The following is a 16038-nucleotide window of genomic DNA, read 5'->3' on the forward strand; positions in this document are numbered from 1 at the left end:
GTCAGCGCGTTCCCTCGGGCCTGCGCATGACCGCGGTGCGCAGGGCATTTTCCACCTGCCGCCGCTTGGAGTCAGAGGCCAGCTTCATCCCGAACAGATCCTTGACATAGAACGTGTCCACCGCCTGTTCGCCATAGGTCGCTATGATGGCCGAGAATATGTTGATGTTCGCCGCCGCCAGCTCTCGCGTCAGGTCGTGCAACAGACCGGGGCGGTCGCGGGTGTCCACCTCGATGATGGTGAACAGATCGGATCCTGAATTGTCGAAGGTGATATTCGTCGGCACCACGAAATCCCGCTCACGCCGTTTGATCTTGTCGCGTGTCTCCAGCTCCTTTCGGGCCAGAACCTCACCCATCAACGTGCTGCGAACCGTTTTTGCCAACCGGTCCAGCCGCCGCGCCTCATAGGGGTTTTCCTCACTGTCCTGTATCCAGAACACCGAAATCGCATAGCCGTCCGAGGTGGTGTAGCTGCGTGCGTCCAGCACGTTCGCCCCCACCATCGCCAGCGCCCCGGCCATCCGCGCGAAGGCCCCCGGATGGTCGGAGTTCACGAAGGTGGCGCGGGTCGCGTCCCGGTCCGGGTCCTCGGTGAAATCGCTGCCGATGGAATTGTCGCCGACCGTTCCGATAATGCGTGCGACAGTGATATGCGTCGCCGTGGGCAGGCCCAGCCAGTAGGGCGTGTAGTGCCGGTCCAGCTCCCGCTGGATCTGCGCCTGCGGCAGGTCCGAGATCGCCGCGACCAGCGCGGCCTTTGCCTCTTCCTCCCGCTGATGGCGGCTGGGGCTGTTGATCCCGTCCGTCAGATAGTCGCGCGTGGCGGAATAAAGCTGGCGCAGAAGGGTCGCCTTCCAGTTGTTCCAGGTGTTCGGACCGACGCCGCGAATGTCGCAGACGGTCAGGACCAGCAACAGCTTCAGCCGTTCCTGACTGGCCACGGTGCTTGCGAATCCGCTGACCGTGCGGGCATCGGATATATCGCGTTTCTGGGCGGTATCGCTCATCAACAGGTGATTGCGGACCAGCCAGATGACCGTCTGCGTGTCGGCCTCGTTCAGTCCCAGACGCGGGCAGATCTCGGCTGCTATCTCCGCGCCCACGATGGAATGGTCCTGTGGCAGGCCCTTGCCGATATCGTGCAGCAACACCGCCACGTAGAGGGCGCGGCGATTGATGGTGCCGGCCATGATCGACGTGGCGTAGGGCAGTTCGTCCTTCAGCACGCCCCTCTCGATCCGCGACAGGACCGACAGGCAGGTGATGGTATGCTCGTCCACCGTGTAGTGGTGATACATGTTGAACTGCATCATAGCGACGATCCGGCCGAATTCCGGCATGAATGCGCCCAGCACGCCCGTCTCGTTCATCCGCCGCAATCCCCGTTCGGGGTTGGAGCGGCCCAGAAGGATGTCCATGAAGATCGCGTTCGCGCGCGGATCGTTGCGAATTTCCTCCAACCGATCCAGATTCGCCGTCGCCAGACGCAGCGCATCGGGGTGGATCAGCGCGTCCACCTCCAGGCCGATCTTGAAAAGCAGCAACATGTTGACCGGATCGCTCAGGAACGTCTCAGGGTCTGTGGCGGTCAACCGTCCATCCACCAGGGTGAACCCTTCGGGCGTCGTGTCGTCATCCCGCCCGAAAATGCCGCGCAGCTTGCGCCCAAGCGACGGCTTGGCCTTGATGTGCTTGGCCTCCAGCGCGACGAGGAAGATCCGGCTCAGTTCCCCGACCGATCTGGCGTGCAGGAAATAGACCTGCATGAACCGCTCGACGGCGCGTTGCCCCTCGACATCCTCGAACCCCATCGCGGCGGCGACCTCGACCTGATTGTCAAAGCTCAGATGCTCGTTCGCCCGGCCAGAGACCAGATGCAGGTGGCAGCGGACCGACCACAGGAACCCGTCCGCGGCGGTGAAGATCGCATACTCATCCTCGGTAAAGACGCCCTTCGCGATCAGCGATTGCGTATCCTCCACGTCGTAGAGGTATTTCTCGATCCAGTAGAGCGCCTGCAAATCGCGCAATCCGCCCTTGCTCTCCTTCACGTTCGGTTCGACCAGATAGCGTGAGCCGCCATTGCGTTCATGCCGGGCCTCACGCTCGGCCAGCTTTGCCTCGACGAATTCCGGTCCGGTGTCACGAAACAGCTCCGGCCAGATTCGGGTGTCCAGCTCCATCGACAGGCTTTCGTCGCCCCAGATCAGGCGGCGTTCCAGCAGCGAGGTTCGGATCGTCATGTCGTCACGCGCCAGTCGAAGACACTGATCAACGGTGCGGACCGATTGCCCGACCTTCATCTTCAGATCCCACAGGACATAGAGCACCGCCTCGATCAGGCTCTCACCCCAGGCGGTCTGCTTGTGCGGCACCAGAAACAGCAGATCGACATCGGAAAACGGCGCCATCTCCGCTCGCCCGAAACCGCCCACTGCCAGAACGGCGACCCGCTCGCCCTGGGTCGGGGTTGGATTGGGATGCAGCCACCGCGCGGCGGCGTCCATCGCCACACGCACCAGACTGTCGGTCAGGCGGGAATATGCGCGGGCGGCCTCCGTTCCGCAAAGCGGTGCGTCGGCCAATGCGGCTGCGATCTTGGCACGGCCCTGATCGCGGGCATCGCTCAAAACGTCGATGATTGCCTCACGCCGATTTTCGGGATCGGCGGCCTCCATCCGTGACAGGAGGGCCTTTGGCGCGACGATATAGTCCGCCAGCTCGAACGAGCTGGCGGACGGGTCCGTCATCGCCGTGTCAGAGACCGGAGAATCCGAGTGTTCCGGGGGCGGGATCAACAAGCTTGGGTCCGTCACGGGTCACTTCCATGATCGCGAGCGCACGATCCGTACCGCCATCGGGACGGAAGCGGAATGCGCCCTCCGCCCCGGTGAAACCTGCGGAACGGGTCAGGTTGCGCGCATCGAAGGCACGCGCGTCGCGGCTGGACCGCGCTTCCGCGATCAGCGTATCCGTTGCAGCAATACCATCATAGGCCAAGCTCGCAAGGGGATGTGGGCGCGCACCATAACGCGCGCTGTAGCGGTTGGAGAACGTGGCGCTGCTGGACGGGTCAACCACAGTGTACCACGCGCCGGCCAGCGCACGCTCGGACGCCATCGCGCCTTCGGTCAGTTCCTGAAGCCCCATGACCTGCGTGCGATCGACGTTCAGCCCATGGAACGGCAGGAACGAAGCGGCATAGACCAGTCCCGTCCCGCGATCGGACAGCAGCAGATTGTCGACACCGTTGCGGATCATCTCATTGGTGAAGAATTCCGCCGCCGCAGGAATCCCCTCGCGCGACCGGGGGTAGGATGCGGTCGCCACCAGTTGCGCGCCTGTTTCACCCGCAGCCTGCCGAACGGCATCCAGGGCGGCCTGTCCTTCGGTGTCCTGCGTATAAATCAGGCCCGTGTTGCGCAGACCGCGCGAGGCCGCGAAGGACATCAGGCGCCGCGCGCTGGTACCGAAGCTGCGGCCCAGGATATAGACGTTGTCGCCCGCCACGGCAGAGTTGTTCGAGAACGACAGCACCGGAATACCCGCCTGCTGCGCAATCGGCGCGACCGCCGCAACGGAGGCGGAGAACAGCGGCCCCACGATGATGTCGGCATCAAGCGCGACCGCCGACGCCGCCGCATCCGCCGCCTGCCCCGGATCGCCACCTGTCGACAGAACGCTCAGCTCGATGCTGGAATTCGGACGGTCGGCAAGCGCCAGCCGCGCCGCGTTCTCCAGCGCCGCGCCCAGCGCGTCACGCTCCGCATCGCCACTGCCCGTCGGAACCAGAAGCGCCACACGCACCGGCCCGCTCATGGGGATCTCACCCGGTTGGGGCGTGGACGGCGTGGTTTGCAGGATCGATCCCAGCGAACCGGACGAGCTTGTCGGCGTGCATCCGGCAAGTGCCGCAAGGCCGAACAGGGCGGCGCCGACGATCCTCTTGAAACGGGGGGCAGGTAGGGTAAGGGCGGACATGAAAACCTCGCTTGGGCAAAACGCATCTGGATAACAGGGTATGAGAAAGTGTAGTACGGCGGCCTGAGCGGGCAACATTTCGTTTGCTTGCCGACGGATAGCATCAGAGGAATCGCTTCATGGGGACAGGACCCGAGCCTGCGCTGCATCTCGTCGCGACGCCGATCGGTGCGGCGCGTGATATCACATTGCACGCCCTTGATATTCTGCGCGATGCGGACGTTCTGGCCGCCGAGGATACCCGCACCTTGCGCCGGTTGATGGAGATCCACGGCATCCCCCTCGCCGGACGCACCGTGCTGGCCTATCACGACCATAACGGACCCGCGATGCGGCCCCGTCTGATGGCCGCGCTGGCCGAGGGGAAGAGCGTGGCCTATGCCTCGGACGCGGGCACGCCGCTGGTCGCGGATCCCGGCTTTCAACTGGCCCGCACCGCAATCGCCGAGGGGCACAAGGTTCGCGCCGCGCCGGGTGCCTCTGCCGTTCTGGCCGCACTGACGGTTGCAGGCTTGCCCACAGATCGCTTTCTGTTCGCGGGGTTCGCGCCGCAAAAACAGGCCGCCCGCCGTACTTTTCTAAGCACGTTCGGTCGGGTGCCTGCGACGTTGGTCTTCTACGAAAGCCCCAAAAGGCTGGCGTCGATGCTGGCGGACATGGCCCATTCGCTCGGCCCGGATCGACCCCTGGCGGTGTGCCGCGAACTGACGAAACGGTTCGAGCAGGTGCGGCGCGGACCGCTGGGCCAGATGGCCGAGGAATATGCCCACGAAACCCCGCCGAAAGGAGAAATCGTCATCGTGGCCGGCCCGCCCGAGGGCGAACGCCACGATCAGGAAGATATCGACGAGATGTTGCGCAAGGCCCTCGAAAACCTGCGTCTGCGCGATGCAGCAGATGCAGTCGCACAGGCCACAGGCCTACCGCGACGGGACATCTATCGCAGGGCGCTGGAATTGCGGGACGAGTATTAGGGATTTGTTAGCTTTCCGGGGCGAATGTACCCGGATGAGCATCGAGCCACGCCAACTTGATTTTCTGTCCTGCCTGACCTCGGTGCAGGCCGCGCCTACGGATGCGGCAGCGCGAGCCAAATCTGCACGTCAGCAACGCGGCACCCGCGCATATCACAGCGGTCTGGCAGCCGAGGACACGGTCCTGCGGACGTATCGCGCCAAGGGTGCTCGCCTGCTCAAACAACGCTACCGCGTCCGAGAGGGGGAGATCGACCTGATCTTCGAAATGGATGGGGGCATCGTTTTTTGCGAGGTAAAATCCCGGCGCACGATTGAGGAGGCCGCCCATTCCATCAGCGCCCGGCAATGGCAACGCTTGGAGCAGGCTGCAAACAGATATATGATGGAGCATGATGTGGGTGCCGCGACCGACCTTCGCTTCGATGCCGTTTTGATGGACCGCACCGGCGCGATGGAGGTCGTTGAGAACGCCCACCTGTTCTGAGGCAGTTGTTTGCAGGTTCGAAAAGGGCGAAAGACGATGATTTTGCGAAATGGAATGATAGTGGCCGGGCTTGCCGCCATGGCGGTGTTGGGCGCGTGCGCGCCGGTCATCTTCGGGGGGGTCGCCACCGGCGCCGTTTCCACCGCCCAGACCCGAAGCACGGGCGAGGCTTTGACCGATGCCGAGATCAAGCTGCGCATCAGCGACGCCCTGCTTCAGGAGGACAGCACCCTTTTCTCTCAGGTCGAGACAAGTGTCACCGAAGGGCGCGTGGTCCTGTTGGGCGCGGTTTCGTCGCAGGCCGACCGGCAGCGGGCGGAACAACTCGCCCGGGGCGTCAATGACGTGCGCGAGGTCATCAACGAACTGATCGTGGCCGATCGCGGCTGGCGCGAGATCGCCAGTGACACGCGGATCGATACGGAGATAAGCGCCCGGATTCTGGGGGCGGAGGATGTTCTTTCCGTCAATTATGACATTGAAACGGTCAACGGCACCGTTCATGTGATGGGTCTGGCGCGCAGCATGGAGGAATTGCAGCGCGTCACTGAAATTGCGTCTCGCGTATCGGGCGTAAGGCAGGTGGTCAGCCACGCCCTGCTGATCACAGACCCGAGGCGGCGGCGCGACAACACCTGAAAATCCATTGGATTTCAGACGAAAGGATACGGAATGCCTCTCAAGGTCGCGGTTCAGATGGACCCGCTCGAACATGTCGATATCGACGCGGACAGCAGCTTTCGCATCATGGAGGAAGCGCAGGCCCGCGGGCATTGCCTGTTCTACTACACCCCCGACAAGCTGAGTTGGCGCAACGGTCACGTCCACGCCACGGGACGTCCGGTCGAGATACGGCGCGAGCATGGCAATCATATGGTTGCCGGCGATCCGGTCGAGGTCGATCTTGCCGACATGGACGTGGTCTGGCTGCGACAGGACCCGCCCTTCGACATGGGGTACATCACGACCACGCACTTGCTGGATTTCATTCACCCCGCGACGCTGGTGGTGAACGACCCCACCTGGGTGCGCAATTTCCCCGAGAAATTGCTGGTCCTGCAATTCCCCGATCTGACCCCTCCCACACTTGTGGCGCGGGATCTGGAGGCTTTGCGGGCCTTCAAGGCGGAGCACGGGGACGTAATCCTCAAGCCGCTCTACGGCAATGGCGGTGCCGGGGTGTTCCGTTTGACGAAGGAAGATCGCAACCTGTCCTCGCTGCATGAGCTGTTCACCAGCATCAACCGTGAACCGCTGATCATGCAGAAGTTCTTGCCGGCGGTCAGCAAGGGCGACAAACGTGTCATCCTCGTGGACGGGGAGCCTGTGGGCGCGATCAACCGCGTTCCGGCAGAGGGGGAAACCCGGTCCAACATGCATGTCGGCGGACGGCCGGAGAAGGTGGAACTGACCGCGCGGGATCGTGAAATCTGCGCGGCAATCGGGCCGACCCTGCGTGAGAAGGGCCAGATCTTCGTTGGCATAGACGTGATCGGTGACTGGCTGACCGAGATCAACGTCACCTCCCCCACCGGATTGCAGGAGTTGGAGCGGTTCGACGGCACCAATGTCACCGCCAAGATCTGGGAAGCGATCGAGCGGCGGCGCACCGGCTGATGTCGTTCCGGCTGACGCTGCTGAATCTGTTCTACCGGTATGTCGAACGACCCCTGCTGGCGCGGGCTACGGATTTCGGCAGGGTCGGCGCCAGACTGGACAAGCAGGCGGCAAGGCTTCACGAACCCGCCGGAACCCATGCGAACCCCGTGCGCATTCCGTATGAGGATGGCTGGATCGACGCCCGCTGGATCAGCACCGGCCGGGCGTCGCGCAGCAGGGTCATCCTGTTCTTTCACGGCGGGGCATATCTGTTCGGCAGCTCCACTTCGCATAGACCGCTTGCCGCTGCCATGGCGGACAGGACGCGGGCGCGGGTGCTGATACCGGACTACCGTCTGGCACCGAATCATCGCTTCCCGGCAGCGATTGAAGACGCGGTATCGTGCTACCGTCATCTGCTGAACATCGGTCATGCGCCCGAGGATATCGCCTTGATGGGCGACAGCGCCGGGGGCGGCATGGTGATGGCCCTGCTGCATCTGTGCGGCACGACCGATCTGCCCTATCCCGCCTGCGCCGTGGCGTTCAGCCCCTGGGTCGACATGACGCTGAGCGGGGCCAGCCATGGACGCAATGCGCAGCGGGAGGTCTTGCTGCCAGCCCGGAGAATCCCGGAGGCCCGCGATCAATACCTCGGCTCGGCCCCGACCGACGATCCGCGAGCCTCGCCCGTCTTCGGCACCTTCGACGGTGCACCGCCGGTACTGATACAGGCCAGCCGGGCCGAGATTCTGGAGGATGACGCCCGCGCGATGGCCGCGACGCTCAGCAGGCAGGGTGTCGATGTTCAGCTCGATTTCTGGGAGAAGACACCGCATTGCTGGCAACACCTGCAAGGGCGTCTGCCTGAGGCGGACGATGCACTCGACAAGGCAGGGGCGTTCGTGCGGCGCCATTTGGGAATCGACCCACTGGAAACTGACCGGCAGGCGCGCTAGGGAACGCACGTATCCTTCGACGCGAGGCACTCATGACACATCGGATCAACGCGCAGCCCGGCATTCTGGACATCACCCCCTATGTCGGTGGTGAGGGAAAGACGCACGGCGCGAACCATGTGACGAAGCTGTCCTCGAACGAGAATCCGCTTGGCCCCAGCCCGCGCGCGGTCGAGGCGTATACCGCCCTTGCCGCGAACATCGCGACCTATCCCGACGGCAGCCATTTCGCCCTGCGCACCGCAATCGCCGAGGTGCACGGCCTGCGCGCGGACCGCATTATCTGCGGCTGCGGCTCGGATGAGATCCTCAGCCTGCTTTGTCAGGCTTATGCCGGGCCGGGGACGGAGATCGTCCACACGCAGCATGGCTTCGCGATGTATGCGATCTACGCCAAGGTGGCCGGCTCGACCCCGGTGGTCGTGGCAGAGGATACGCGGCGCACCGACGTGGACGCCCTGCTGGCGGCTGTCACGGACAGGACCCGGCTGGTCTTCGTCGCCAATCCCAACAACCCCACAGGCACGCTGATCCCCGATGCCGAGATCGAGCGTCTGGCCGACAGCCTGCCGCCGCATGTCCTGCTGGTGATGGACGGGGCCTATGCCGAGTTCGTGCGCGAACCCGGCTATGACGGGTACGCCGGTTTGGTGGGGCGACGCGACAACGTGGTGATGACCCGGACGTTTTCAAAGGTCTACGGGCTAGGCGCGTTGCGCGTGGGCTGGGCCTACGGGCCGGATCACGTGATCGACGTGCTCAACCGCGTGCGCGGACCGTTCAACGTGACGGCCGCCGGCCTCGCCGCGGCGGAGGCTGCGGTGCGCGACACCGAATGGACGGAACATTGCGTGATCCAGAACGAGGTCTGGCGCGAATGGCTGGCGCGGCAACTGGCCCGCGCCGGGATCGACAGCGACCCCTCGCACGGGAATTTCATCTGCGCCCGTTTCCCCGATGTGGACACCGCGAAGGCCGCCGATGCCGCGCTGCGCCAGCGCGGCTATATCGTGCGCGACGTCCAGGGCTATGATCTGCCCGGTTGCCTGCGGATCACCATCGGGGACGAGACAGCAACCCGGGCCGTCGCGGACATCCTCACGAAGTTCATGGCTGCGCGATGATTTATGAACGTGTCGCACTGATCGGGCTGGGCCTGATCGCGGGGTCCATAGCACTGGCCGCCAGGCGGCGCGGGCTGGCGAAGGAAATCGTCGGCACCGCCCGCACAGCGCAAACGCGAGAGACCGCGCTGCGCATCGGACTGGTGGATCAGGTGTTCGCCACCCCGGCGGAGGCTGTCGCCGGGGCCGATCTGGTGATCCTGTGCGTTCCGGTCGGCGCAATGGCCGATGTCGCGGCGGAGATCGGACCGCATTTGAAACCGGGCTGCGTCGTGTCGGATGTTGGATCCGTCAAGCAGGCGGTGATAGACGCCGTGGCACCGCATCTGCCCGCGGAAACAGTCTTCGTTCCTGCGCATCCCCTGGCGGGGACTGAGCATTCCGGCCCGGAATCCGGCTTTGCCACGCTGTTCGACAATCGCTTTTGCATCCTGACCCCGCCCGAGGGTACGGCACCCGATGATGTCGCCCGCTATCGGACCTTCTGGGAAGGTATGGGCGCGCGGGTCGAGGAGATGGACGCCGAACATCACGACCGGGTGCTGGCGGTAACCAGTCATGTGCCGCACCTGATCGCCTATACCATGGTGGGTGTCGCGGACGATCTGCGCCGCGTGACCAATTCCGAGGTCATCAAGTTTTCCGCCGCCGGTTTTCGTGATTTCACCCGCATCGCCGCGTCCGACCCCACGATGTGGCGGGATGTGTTCCTGAACAACGAGGCCGCGACGCTGGAGATTCTGGGCCGCTTCACCGAGGAGCTGTTCACCTTGCAGCGCGCCATCCGCAAGGGCGACGGCGATCTGCTGTTCGATCATTTCACCCGCACCCGTGCCATCCGGCGCGGCATTCTGGATGCGGGTCAGGACACGGACGCGCCCGATTTTGGACGCAAGCGGAACGATTAACGCAGGCGCGGCGCCTTTCCCAACGGCAGGGGGCCGATCCGGGTAACGCCGTCCGAAAACGTCAGTGGCGCGTCCAGCGTGTTGCTGTCCCCACCGGCGGCGGCAAGCAGGCGCAACCCGAACTGCGCGGCCTGCGCCGTGCTCTGGTCCAGCGCGCCGTTGGCCACTGCCAAGGCCAGCATATCCTCCCAGTTGCGGGCCCGCACATTCATGCGACCCTCGGCAAATCCGCGGGCATCGGCCACCACATCCCCTTGGGCCCGCAGGTCGAGCTGCCCCCAAACGGCGCTGATATCCGCAATGTCCAACGCGGCCAGCGGCGGGGGATCACGCTCCAACGTGCGCAGGCTGACCGGCGCTTCGAATGTGGCGAGGGCATCGACATGCACGGTCTCGATGGTGGCGGGCAACAGGTTTCTGGGGTCGAGTTGCCGCCGCAGATCGCCCGAAAGCGTGGCATCGGTCAGTGTCAGGCCGAACCTGTGCCGGGTCGGGTCCGGCGTATCCTCCGGCTGCTGCGTGGCGACAGCCAGTTCAGGCACCTCGACGGTCCAGCCGGCTGTGCTGTCGATGATCACGTCGCGCCCTTCGATGCGCGCGCGGTCCAGCTCGAACTGCCCGTTCGCGGACACAGCCAGCGAGGCGCGCAGAACCTCACCCTCGACGCTCACCCGCTGATAGGGGGACGCGATCATGTGCTGGCCTGGCCAGACGGCGATGATCTCGAACGGTTGATAGCTGAGCGTCAGCATCTCGAACCGCGGGCCCTGCCATGACCAGCCGCTGTCTGGATCGGCCAGCGCCACGTCGGTCAGGATCGTGTCGACGCGGTTGGGATAGCCGGTCACGCGCAGATCGCCATATTCCGCGACCCAGCCATCGGCCTGCCGCTCGGCGAACCATGTCTCCACCGCGTCGCGACGCATGCCGGCATTGACCCACCAATAGGCGGACCATCCGACCACGGCGACGATGACCACCACGAATATTGCTTTGAACGACATGCCGATCCCTCTCGATCCTTCGGTCTCAAGGGCCTATATCATGGCGCTGTCGGGAGGAAGAGCAATGGACATACGCGGATTATGGGTCTTCGGCTACGGTTCGCTGATGTGGAATCCGGGCTTCGCGCATGAGGAGCGGCAGGTCGCCACGTTGCAGGGATACCGCCGTTCATTCTGCATGCACTCGATCGAACATCGCGGCACGCGGGAGGAGCCGGGACTGGTTCTGGCATTGGAGGAGATGGCCCCGGCCCATTGCTACGGCGTCGCCTTTCGTCCGGTTGCTGACCATGCGGATGCGACCCTGGCCTATCTGCGAGAGCGTGAGCTGGTGACCGATGCCTATCTGGAACGGGTCTGCCCGATCGAGTTGGCCGACGGGCGCGAGGTGCAGGCGCTGACCTACGTGATGGATCTGAACCACGTGCAATATGCGCGCGGTCTGACGTTGGAGGAGCAGGCCCGCATCATCGCGCGCGCGGTCGGCGGGCGTGGCCCGAATACGGAATACCTGACCGCCACCGTCGCGGCCCTGCGTGAACAGAACATCGCGGACGACGAACTGCACACGCTGGAGGAACTGGTGAGCGGCCTCAGCCGCCGCTGAGCTGTCGCGCCACGATACGGAACCACGACCCGTCGGCACGCATCGCCGCCAGCCCGCGATTGAGGCGGGAAATCGCCGCGACCCCCGCTGGATTGGACTGATTTGCGACCGCATGAAGGGTCACGCCCCGTTCCAGCGCCGGAACCGCCACGACGCGCCCCTCCAGACCTGTCGCAGCAAGGGCCGGGGGCGCCTGGTTTCGGGGAATGCTGACCACATCGGTCTGACCGGCGGCCAGAGCCTCAAAACAGGCGGTCGCATTGGCCGGAGTGCTCAACGCGCCCCCGCGACCGGGCAGACGGTCCGCGTCCAGATCGAAGGTAAACAGGCCCTCAGGACGGCAGATGCGCGACCCGCTCAATTCAGCAGGATCAACAGCCCCTGAAACCGGGCTGCCGCTCAACGTCCATGCCGCCATCGGGATCTCGTGAAATGGTTGCGAGAAGGCGTATTTCGCGCACAATTCGATCATCTCGACGGCCAGCGTCTCGATCACATTGCAATCGGGGCGGATGGACGGAAAGCCGACATCATAGGCCTCACTGCCCATCGCGCGCAGGAAACCGGGCAGATCGCGCACGACCGTGGTTTCGATCTGCGCATCGGGCAGAGTGTCGAGATACGCAGTTTCGAGCAGCTCCGTCGCCAGGCCACCATTGGGCAGGTCGCGCCCGGAATAAGGCGCGTTTCCGTCATATGTCACGAAGCTGACATTGAGGGCGGCGGGCGATTCCGGCGCGGTCATCTCGCTTTCGGGCACGGGGTCCTGCACTGGCGCGGCCGCCGGGACGGGCTGTTCGCGAGGCTCTGGCTCCTCCACGCGCACCGGTGTGCCGGCCGCAGTGCCGTTACCGGCACACGGTATATCCAGAACGCTGCCGACCTCGATCAGATTGGGGTTCGGCCCGATAACCAATTGATTGGCTTGGTAGAGAGGGCGAAAATGGTCGTCGCCATAGGCCCGCAGATTGATCGCGCGCAGGGTATCGCCGGGCTGAATCGTATAGGGCTGACATGCGGTCTGCGCCATGGCCGTGGTCGCGCCGAGCACGCCGATTGCGCCCACGGCACACAATAGTAGCTTCATTTTCACGCCTGTCCCCTGCGTATGGTCTTCGGTGGTGTCGGGACATTTGCGCATGAAACGCCAAGTCTTTGCAAGTCTGGCTGCGGTCCCCACCCTGGTCCCCCCCTTGCCGCGACCGGACACAAGTATGCGATTGGATTGCCGGGCCAAGCTGCGTAAGATCACGAAAAAGACAGGCGGGCGCGCGGAATGCTATTGGAAACCGAAAAAGAACCTCAGTTCTCACAGCCGATCAGACAAGTCGTGCTTATGGTGCTGATCCTGGTGCTGACAGCGATCGGGGGCGGCCTGATCTATAGCAGCGTCGCGCCGATCTTCCTTGCGAACATCTATCTCAACGGTTTTATCCTCGCCATGTTCGTGGTCGGCGTGCTGGCGTGTTTCTGGCAGGTTCTGCAACTCATCAGCTCCGTGAACTGGATCGAGGGGTTCGCGCTGAACCGTCCGGGCCATGAATTCGTGCAGTCCCCGCGATTGCTGGCCTCTCTGGCGGCCTTGCTCAAGGATCAGCGCGCACGGCGCGGCCTGACATCCAACTCCAGCCGGTCGATCCTCGATTCCGTGGCGACCCGTCTGGATGAGGCGCGCGACATCACGCGATACATCATCAACCTTTTGATTTTTCTCGGTCTTCTGGGAACGTTCTACGGCCTTGCCACGACCGTGCCCGCGGTGGTGGAGACGATCCGCTCCCTCGCCCCGTCCGAGGGGGAGCAGGGCATCGCCGTCTTCGAGCGGTTGATGAGTGGCTTGGAAAGCCAGCTTGGCGGCATGGGCACGGCGTTTGCATCATCGCTTCTGGGCCTTGCCGGATCGCTGGTCGTGGGGATGCTTGAGCTGTTCGCGGGCCACGGGCAGAACCGGTTCTACATGGAGCTGGAGGAGTGGCTTTCCTCGATCACGCGCATCGGCGTGGCAGGCGCCGATGGTGAGGGCGAGGCCGAGGGCGGCGTGGCCTATGATCTGGCCGGTCTGGGTGAACTGATGTACCGGGCCGAGGAACGCCGGGTCGAGGATGGCGCCCGCATGGCTGAGCTGATCGGCAGCATTTCCGCCCTGGCGCGCAATCTGGAGGGGGGGCACAACACATCCGACCCCACCCTGACCCGCATCGCCGACGGCCAGGATCGCCTGATCGCCCTGATGGAGGCCCGTGACGCGGAGTCCGGCGCACTGGACGACGAAACCCGGATGCGGCTCAAGAATATCGACGTGCAATTGCTGCGTCTGCTGGAGGAACTGTCCGCCGGGCGGCAGGACAGCATCACCGAGATCCGGGCCGAGATCGCGAGCCTTACCGCCGCGCTCAGGGGCGACTGATGGCGTTGCGACGGCGATCCGGCGCGGGGTTCACCGCCAATATCTGGCCCGGCTTCGTCGATGCGATGACGGCACTTCTGCTGGTGCTGATGTTCGTGCTGACGATCTTCATGGTCATGCAGTTCGTGCTGCAGGAAACGATCACCGGGCAGGATCGCAGGCTTGAGGAACTCGGCTCCGAACTGGCCACCCTGGCCGAGGCACTGGGTCTGGAACAGCAACGGTCCGATCAGCTCGAAACCAATGTCGCCGATCTGGCCGGATCGTTGAACGAGAGCGAAGCGATCTCCGAAACGCGCCGCCTGACCATCGCGGCGCTGGAGGCGGACATCGCCGACGCCACCACACGCATTGCCAGCTTTGAATCGCAGGTCGCCTCATTGCTGGCCCGCAACTCCGATCTGGACACGGCCCTTGCTGCCGCCCGCGACGAAAGCGCCGAGCGCGCGGAACAGCTTGCCGCCACGACGGATGAGCTGACCGCCACGACCGAGGAGGTCGCCCGACTGCGCGATGCAAACGCGGAAGTCATCTCCCGCGCGGAAGCCCTGCAACTTGCCCTGGCCCAGGCCCGGGAGGAGATCGACGAGAAGACCGAAGCCGCCCGTCTGGCCGCCGCACAGCGTGAGGCGCTGGAAACCCTGATCGCCGACTTGCAAAGTGAGGCCGCCGCACAGCAGGCCAGCCTCGCTGATCTGTCCGTGCAACTGGATGCCAGCCGTGCCGAGGGCGACCGACGCGCCAGCCGCATCACCGAACTGGCCGCCGCCCTGCAGGACACGACGCAGGAGCGGGATGCGCTGAGCGAAGCCGGAACCGCCCTGCGGGCCGAACTCGACACCCTTGAAACCCGCCTGAGCGCCGAGCAACAGGCCCGGTTGGAGGAGCAGGCCGCCATCGCCGCATTGCAGGATCGGCTCGACGCCACGCAAACCGCCCTGAGCGAGGAGGAGCGCGCCCGGTTGGAGGAAGCCGCCGCTGTCGAACGCCTCCGAACCCAACTGGCCGACAATCAGGAAGCGTTGAGCGAAGCAGAGCGAGCAAGCCTGGCGGAGGCCGCCGCCACCGCGGCCCTGCGCGCCCGTCTGGCCGAGGCCGACACCGAACTGTCCGCGATGACCCTCGCCCTCGAACAACAACGGCAGGAGGCGGAGGAGACGCTTACTCTGCTGGCCGCCGCTGAATCCGCACGCGCCCTGGTCGAGACCGCCCGCGCGGACGAACTGAGCGAATTGGAACGTCAGCGCGCCCTGTTGGCGCAGGCCAACGCCTTGTTGACCGAACAAAGGTCAGAAACGACCGAGGCCCGTCGTGAGGTCGCCCTGCTCAACCAGCAAGCGGCGGCCCTGCGCCAACAGCTTTCCACCTTGCAAGCGTTGCTGGACGAATCCAACGCGCGCGACGCCGAAAACGAGGTTCGCATCGAGGCGCTGGGCAGCCAGTTGAACACCGCCCTCGCTCAGGTCGCGGCGGAACAACGTCGCCGGGCGGACGCGCTGGAGGATGAGGCCGAGCAGTTGCGACAGTATCGTTCGGAGTTCTTCGGCCGGATGCGGGAGCTTTTGGGCAATCAGGAGGGGGTGCGCGTGGTCGGGGACCGCTTTGTGTTCTCCTCCGAAGTGTTGTTCGAGCCCGGCTCCGCTTCCCTGGGTTTCGACGGGCGCAAACAGATCACCGACGTGGCCCGCGTTATCCAGAGCATCGCGGATGAAATACCCGAGGATATCGACTGGATCCTGCAAGTGAACGGTCACACCGACCGCATTCCGGTCGGCACCACGTCCGAATACGCCGACAATTGGGAGTTGAGCCAGGCCCGCGCCCTGTCGGTCGTGCGCTATCTGTCCGAGGTCGAGGGCATCCCCTCCGACCGTCTGGCTGCCGCCGGATATGGCGAGTATCAACCCGTGGACGACGGAACCAGTTTCGAGGCCCTCGCCCGCAATCGGCGGATCGAGTTGAAATTCACCGAGCGCTAGGCGCGGG

At 64.5% G+C, this 16038-nt stretch carries 14 protein-coding genes; 10 read left to right on the forward strand and 4 right to left on the reverse strand.

The annotated features are described in order from the left end of the window. Position 1 precedes the first annotated feature (1 nt). The gene (locus tag H1S03_RS09670; RefSeq protein ID WP_185804255.1) at positions 2-2752 is read right to left on the reverse strand and encodes a [protein-PII] uridylyltransferase; all 2751 of its coding nucleotides are present in this window, start codon (positions 2750-2752) and stop codon (positions 2-4) included. A 7-nt stretch (positions 2753-2759) separates the two neighbouring features. Next, complete coding sequence (locus H1S03_RS09675; protein ID WP_185804256.1) at positions 2760-3983, reverse strand: penicillin-binding protein activator; 1224 nt, start codon at positions 3981-3983, stop codon at positions 2760-2762. 119 nt (positions 3984-4102) lie between these two features. Here H1S03_RS09675 and rsmI point away from each other — a divergent pair, with 119 nt between their 5' ends. Genes rsmI through H1S03_RS09710 form a run of 7 tightly spaced genes read left to right on the forward strand, consistent with a single transcriptional unit; the run spans position 4103 to position 10034 of the window. Next, complete coding sequence (gene rsmI / locus H1S03_RS09680) at positions 4103-4957, forward strand: 16S rRNA (cytidine(1402)-2'-O)-methyltransferase (protein WP_185804257.1); 855 nt, start codon at positions 4103-4105, stop codon at positions 4955-4957. 34 nt (positions 4958-4991) lie between these two features. Beyond that, on the forward strand, positions 4992-5444 hold the full coding sequence (locus tag H1S03_RS09685; protein WP_185804258.1) for a YraN family protein: 453 nt from the start codon (positions 4992-4994) through the stop codon (positions 5442-5444). A gap of 36 nt (positions 5445-5480) precedes the next feature. Then, positions 5481-6083 (forward strand): BON domain-containing protein, encoded by a 603-nt coding sequence (locus H1S03_RS09690; protein ID WP_185804259.1) that lies wholly within the window; start codon positions 5481-5483, stop codon positions 6081-6083. A gap of 33 nt (positions 6084-6116) precedes the next feature. After that, positions 6117-7061, forward strand: a complete 945-nt coding sequence (gene gshB / locus H1S03_RS09695) for a glutathione synthase (RefSeq protein WP_185804260.1) — start codon at positions 6117-6119, stop codon at positions 7059-7061. Continuing rightward, on the forward strand, positions 7061-8002 hold the full coding sequence (locus H1S03_RS09700) for an alpha/beta hydrolase (RefSeq protein WP_185804261.1): 942 nt from the start codon (positions 7061-7063) through the stop codon (positions 8000-8002). Before gshB ends, H1S03_RS09700 begins: the two co-directional genes overlap by 1 nt. A gap of 32 nt (positions 8003-8034) precedes the next feature. Next, positions 8035-9126 carry a histidinol-phosphate transaminase gene (gene hisC / locus H1S03_RS09705; RefSeq protein WP_185804262.1) on the forward strand — a complete coding sequence of 364 codons (1092 nt, stop codon included), beginning with the start codon at positions 8035-8037 and terminating at the stop codon, positions 9124-9126. Then, positions 9123-10034 carry a prephenate/arogenate dehydrogenase family protein gene (locus tag H1S03_RS09710; RefSeq protein WP_185804263.1) on the forward strand — a complete coding sequence of 304 codons (912 nt, stop codon included), beginning with the start codon at positions 9123-9125 and terminating at the stop codon, positions 10032-10034. Before hisC ends, H1S03_RS09710 begins: the two co-directional genes overlap by 4 nt. Here H1S03_RS09710 and H1S03_RS09715 read toward each other — a convergent pair. Continuing rightward, positions 10031-11038: a DUF2125 domain-containing protein gene (locus tag H1S03_RS09715; RefSeq protein ID WP_185804264.1), complete on the reverse strand. Its 1008-nt coding sequence runs from the start codon at positions 11036-11038 to the stop codon at positions 10031-10033. The genes H1S03_RS09710 and H1S03_RS09715 overlap by 4 nt on opposite strands. 64 nt (positions 11039-11102) lie before the next feature. On the opposite strand from H1S03_RS09715, the gene H1S03_RS09720 reads away from it, so the two are divergent. Then, complete coding sequence (locus H1S03_RS09720; RefSeq protein ID WP_166187585.1) at positions 11103-11645, forward strand: gamma-glutamylcyclotransferase; 543 nt, start codon at positions 11103-11105, stop codon at positions 11643-11645. Here H1S03_RS09720 and H1S03_RS09725 read toward each other — a convergent pair. Then, positions 11632-12732, reverse strand: a complete 1101-nt coding sequence (locus H1S03_RS09725) for a transporter substrate-binding domain-containing protein (protein WP_185804265.1) — start codon at positions 12730-12732, stop codon at positions 11632-11634. The two genes, H1S03_RS09720 and H1S03_RS09725, sit on opposite strands and share 14 nt — an antisense overlap. A gap of 189 nt (positions 12733-12921) precedes the next feature. On the opposite strand from H1S03_RS09725, the gene H1S03_RS09730 reads away from it, so the two are divergent. Together H1S03_RS09730 and H1S03_RS09735 are read left to right on the forward strand one after the other, a co-directional pair. Continuing rightward, positions 12922-14052 (forward strand): biopolymer transporter ExbB, encoded by a 1131-nt coding sequence (locus H1S03_RS09730; protein ID WP_185804266.1) that lies wholly within the window; start codon positions 12922-12924, stop codon positions 14050-14052. Then, complete coding sequence (locus H1S03_RS09735; RefSeq protein ID WP_185804267.1) at positions 14052-16031, forward strand: peptidoglycan -binding protein; 1980 nt, start codon at positions 14052-14054, stop codon at positions 16029-16031. Before H1S03_RS09730 ends, H1S03_RS09735 begins: the two co-directional genes overlap by 1 nt. Positions 16032-16038: the final 7 nt, after the last annotated feature.

This window comes from Pontivivens nitratireducens (assembly GCF_014235845.1).
GTDB lineage: Bacteria > Pseudomonadota > Alphaproteobacteria > Rhodobacterales > Rhodobacteraceae > Pontivivens > Pontivivens nitratireducens.

Excerpts from the sequence above, each read along its gene's own strand:
- H1S03_RS09670 (WP_185804255.1), bottom strand. The coding sequence starts at position 2,752 with ATGACGGACCCGTCCGCCAGCTCGTTCGAGCTGGCGGACTATATCGTC.
- H1S03_RS09675 (WP_185804256.1), bottom strand. The coding sequence starts at position 3,983 with ATGTCCGCCCTTACCCTACCTGCCCCCCGTTTCAAGAGGATCGTCGGC.
- rsmI (WP_185804257.1), top strand. The coding sequence starts at position 4,103 with ATGGGGACAGGACCCGAGCCTGCGCTGCATCTCGTCGCGACGCCGATC.
- H1S03_RS09685 (WP_185804258.1), top strand. The coding sequence starts at position 4,992 with ATGAGCATCGAGCCACGCCAACTTGATTTTCTGTCCTGCCTGACCTCG.
- H1S03_RS09690 (WP_185804259.1), top strand. The coding sequence starts at position 5,481 with ATGATTTTGCGAAATGGAATGATAGTGGCCGGGCTTGCCGCCATGGCG.
- gshB (WP_185804260.1), top strand. The coding sequence starts at position 6,117 with ATGCCTCTCAAGGTCGCGGTTCAGATGGACCCGCTCGAACATGTCGAT.
- H1S03_RS09700 (WP_185804261.1), top strand. The coding sequence starts at position 7,061 with ATGTCGTTCCGGCTGACGCTGCTGAATCTGTTCTACCGGTATGTCGAA.
- hisC (WP_185804262.1), top strand. The coding sequence starts at position 8,035 with ATGACACATCGGATCAACGCGCAGCCCGGCATTCTGGACATCACCCCC.
- H1S03_RS09710 (WP_185804263.1), top strand. The coding sequence starts at position 9,123 with ATGATTTATGAACGTGTCGCACTGATCGGGCTGGGCCTGATCGCGGGG.
- H1S03_RS09715 (WP_185804264.1), bottom strand. The coding sequence starts at position 11,038 with ATGTCGTTCAAAGCAATATTCGTGGTGGTCATCGTCGCCGTGGTCGGA.
- H1S03_RS09720 (WP_166187585.1), top strand. The coding sequence starts at position 11,103 with ATGGACATACGCGGATTATGGGTCTTCGGCTACGGTTCGCTGATGTGG.
- H1S03_RS09725 (WP_185804265.1), bottom strand. The coding sequence starts at position 12,732 with ATGAAGCTACTATTGTGTGCCGTGGGCGCAATCGGCGTGCTCGGCGCG.
- H1S03_RS09730 (WP_185804266.1), top strand. The coding sequence starts at position 12,922 with ATGCTATTGGAAACCGAAAAAGAACCTCAGTTCTCACAGCCGATCAGA.
- H1S03_RS09735 (WP_185804267.1), top strand. The coding sequence starts at position 14,052 with ATGGCGTTGCGACGGCGATCCGGCGCGGGGTTCACCGCCAATATCTGG.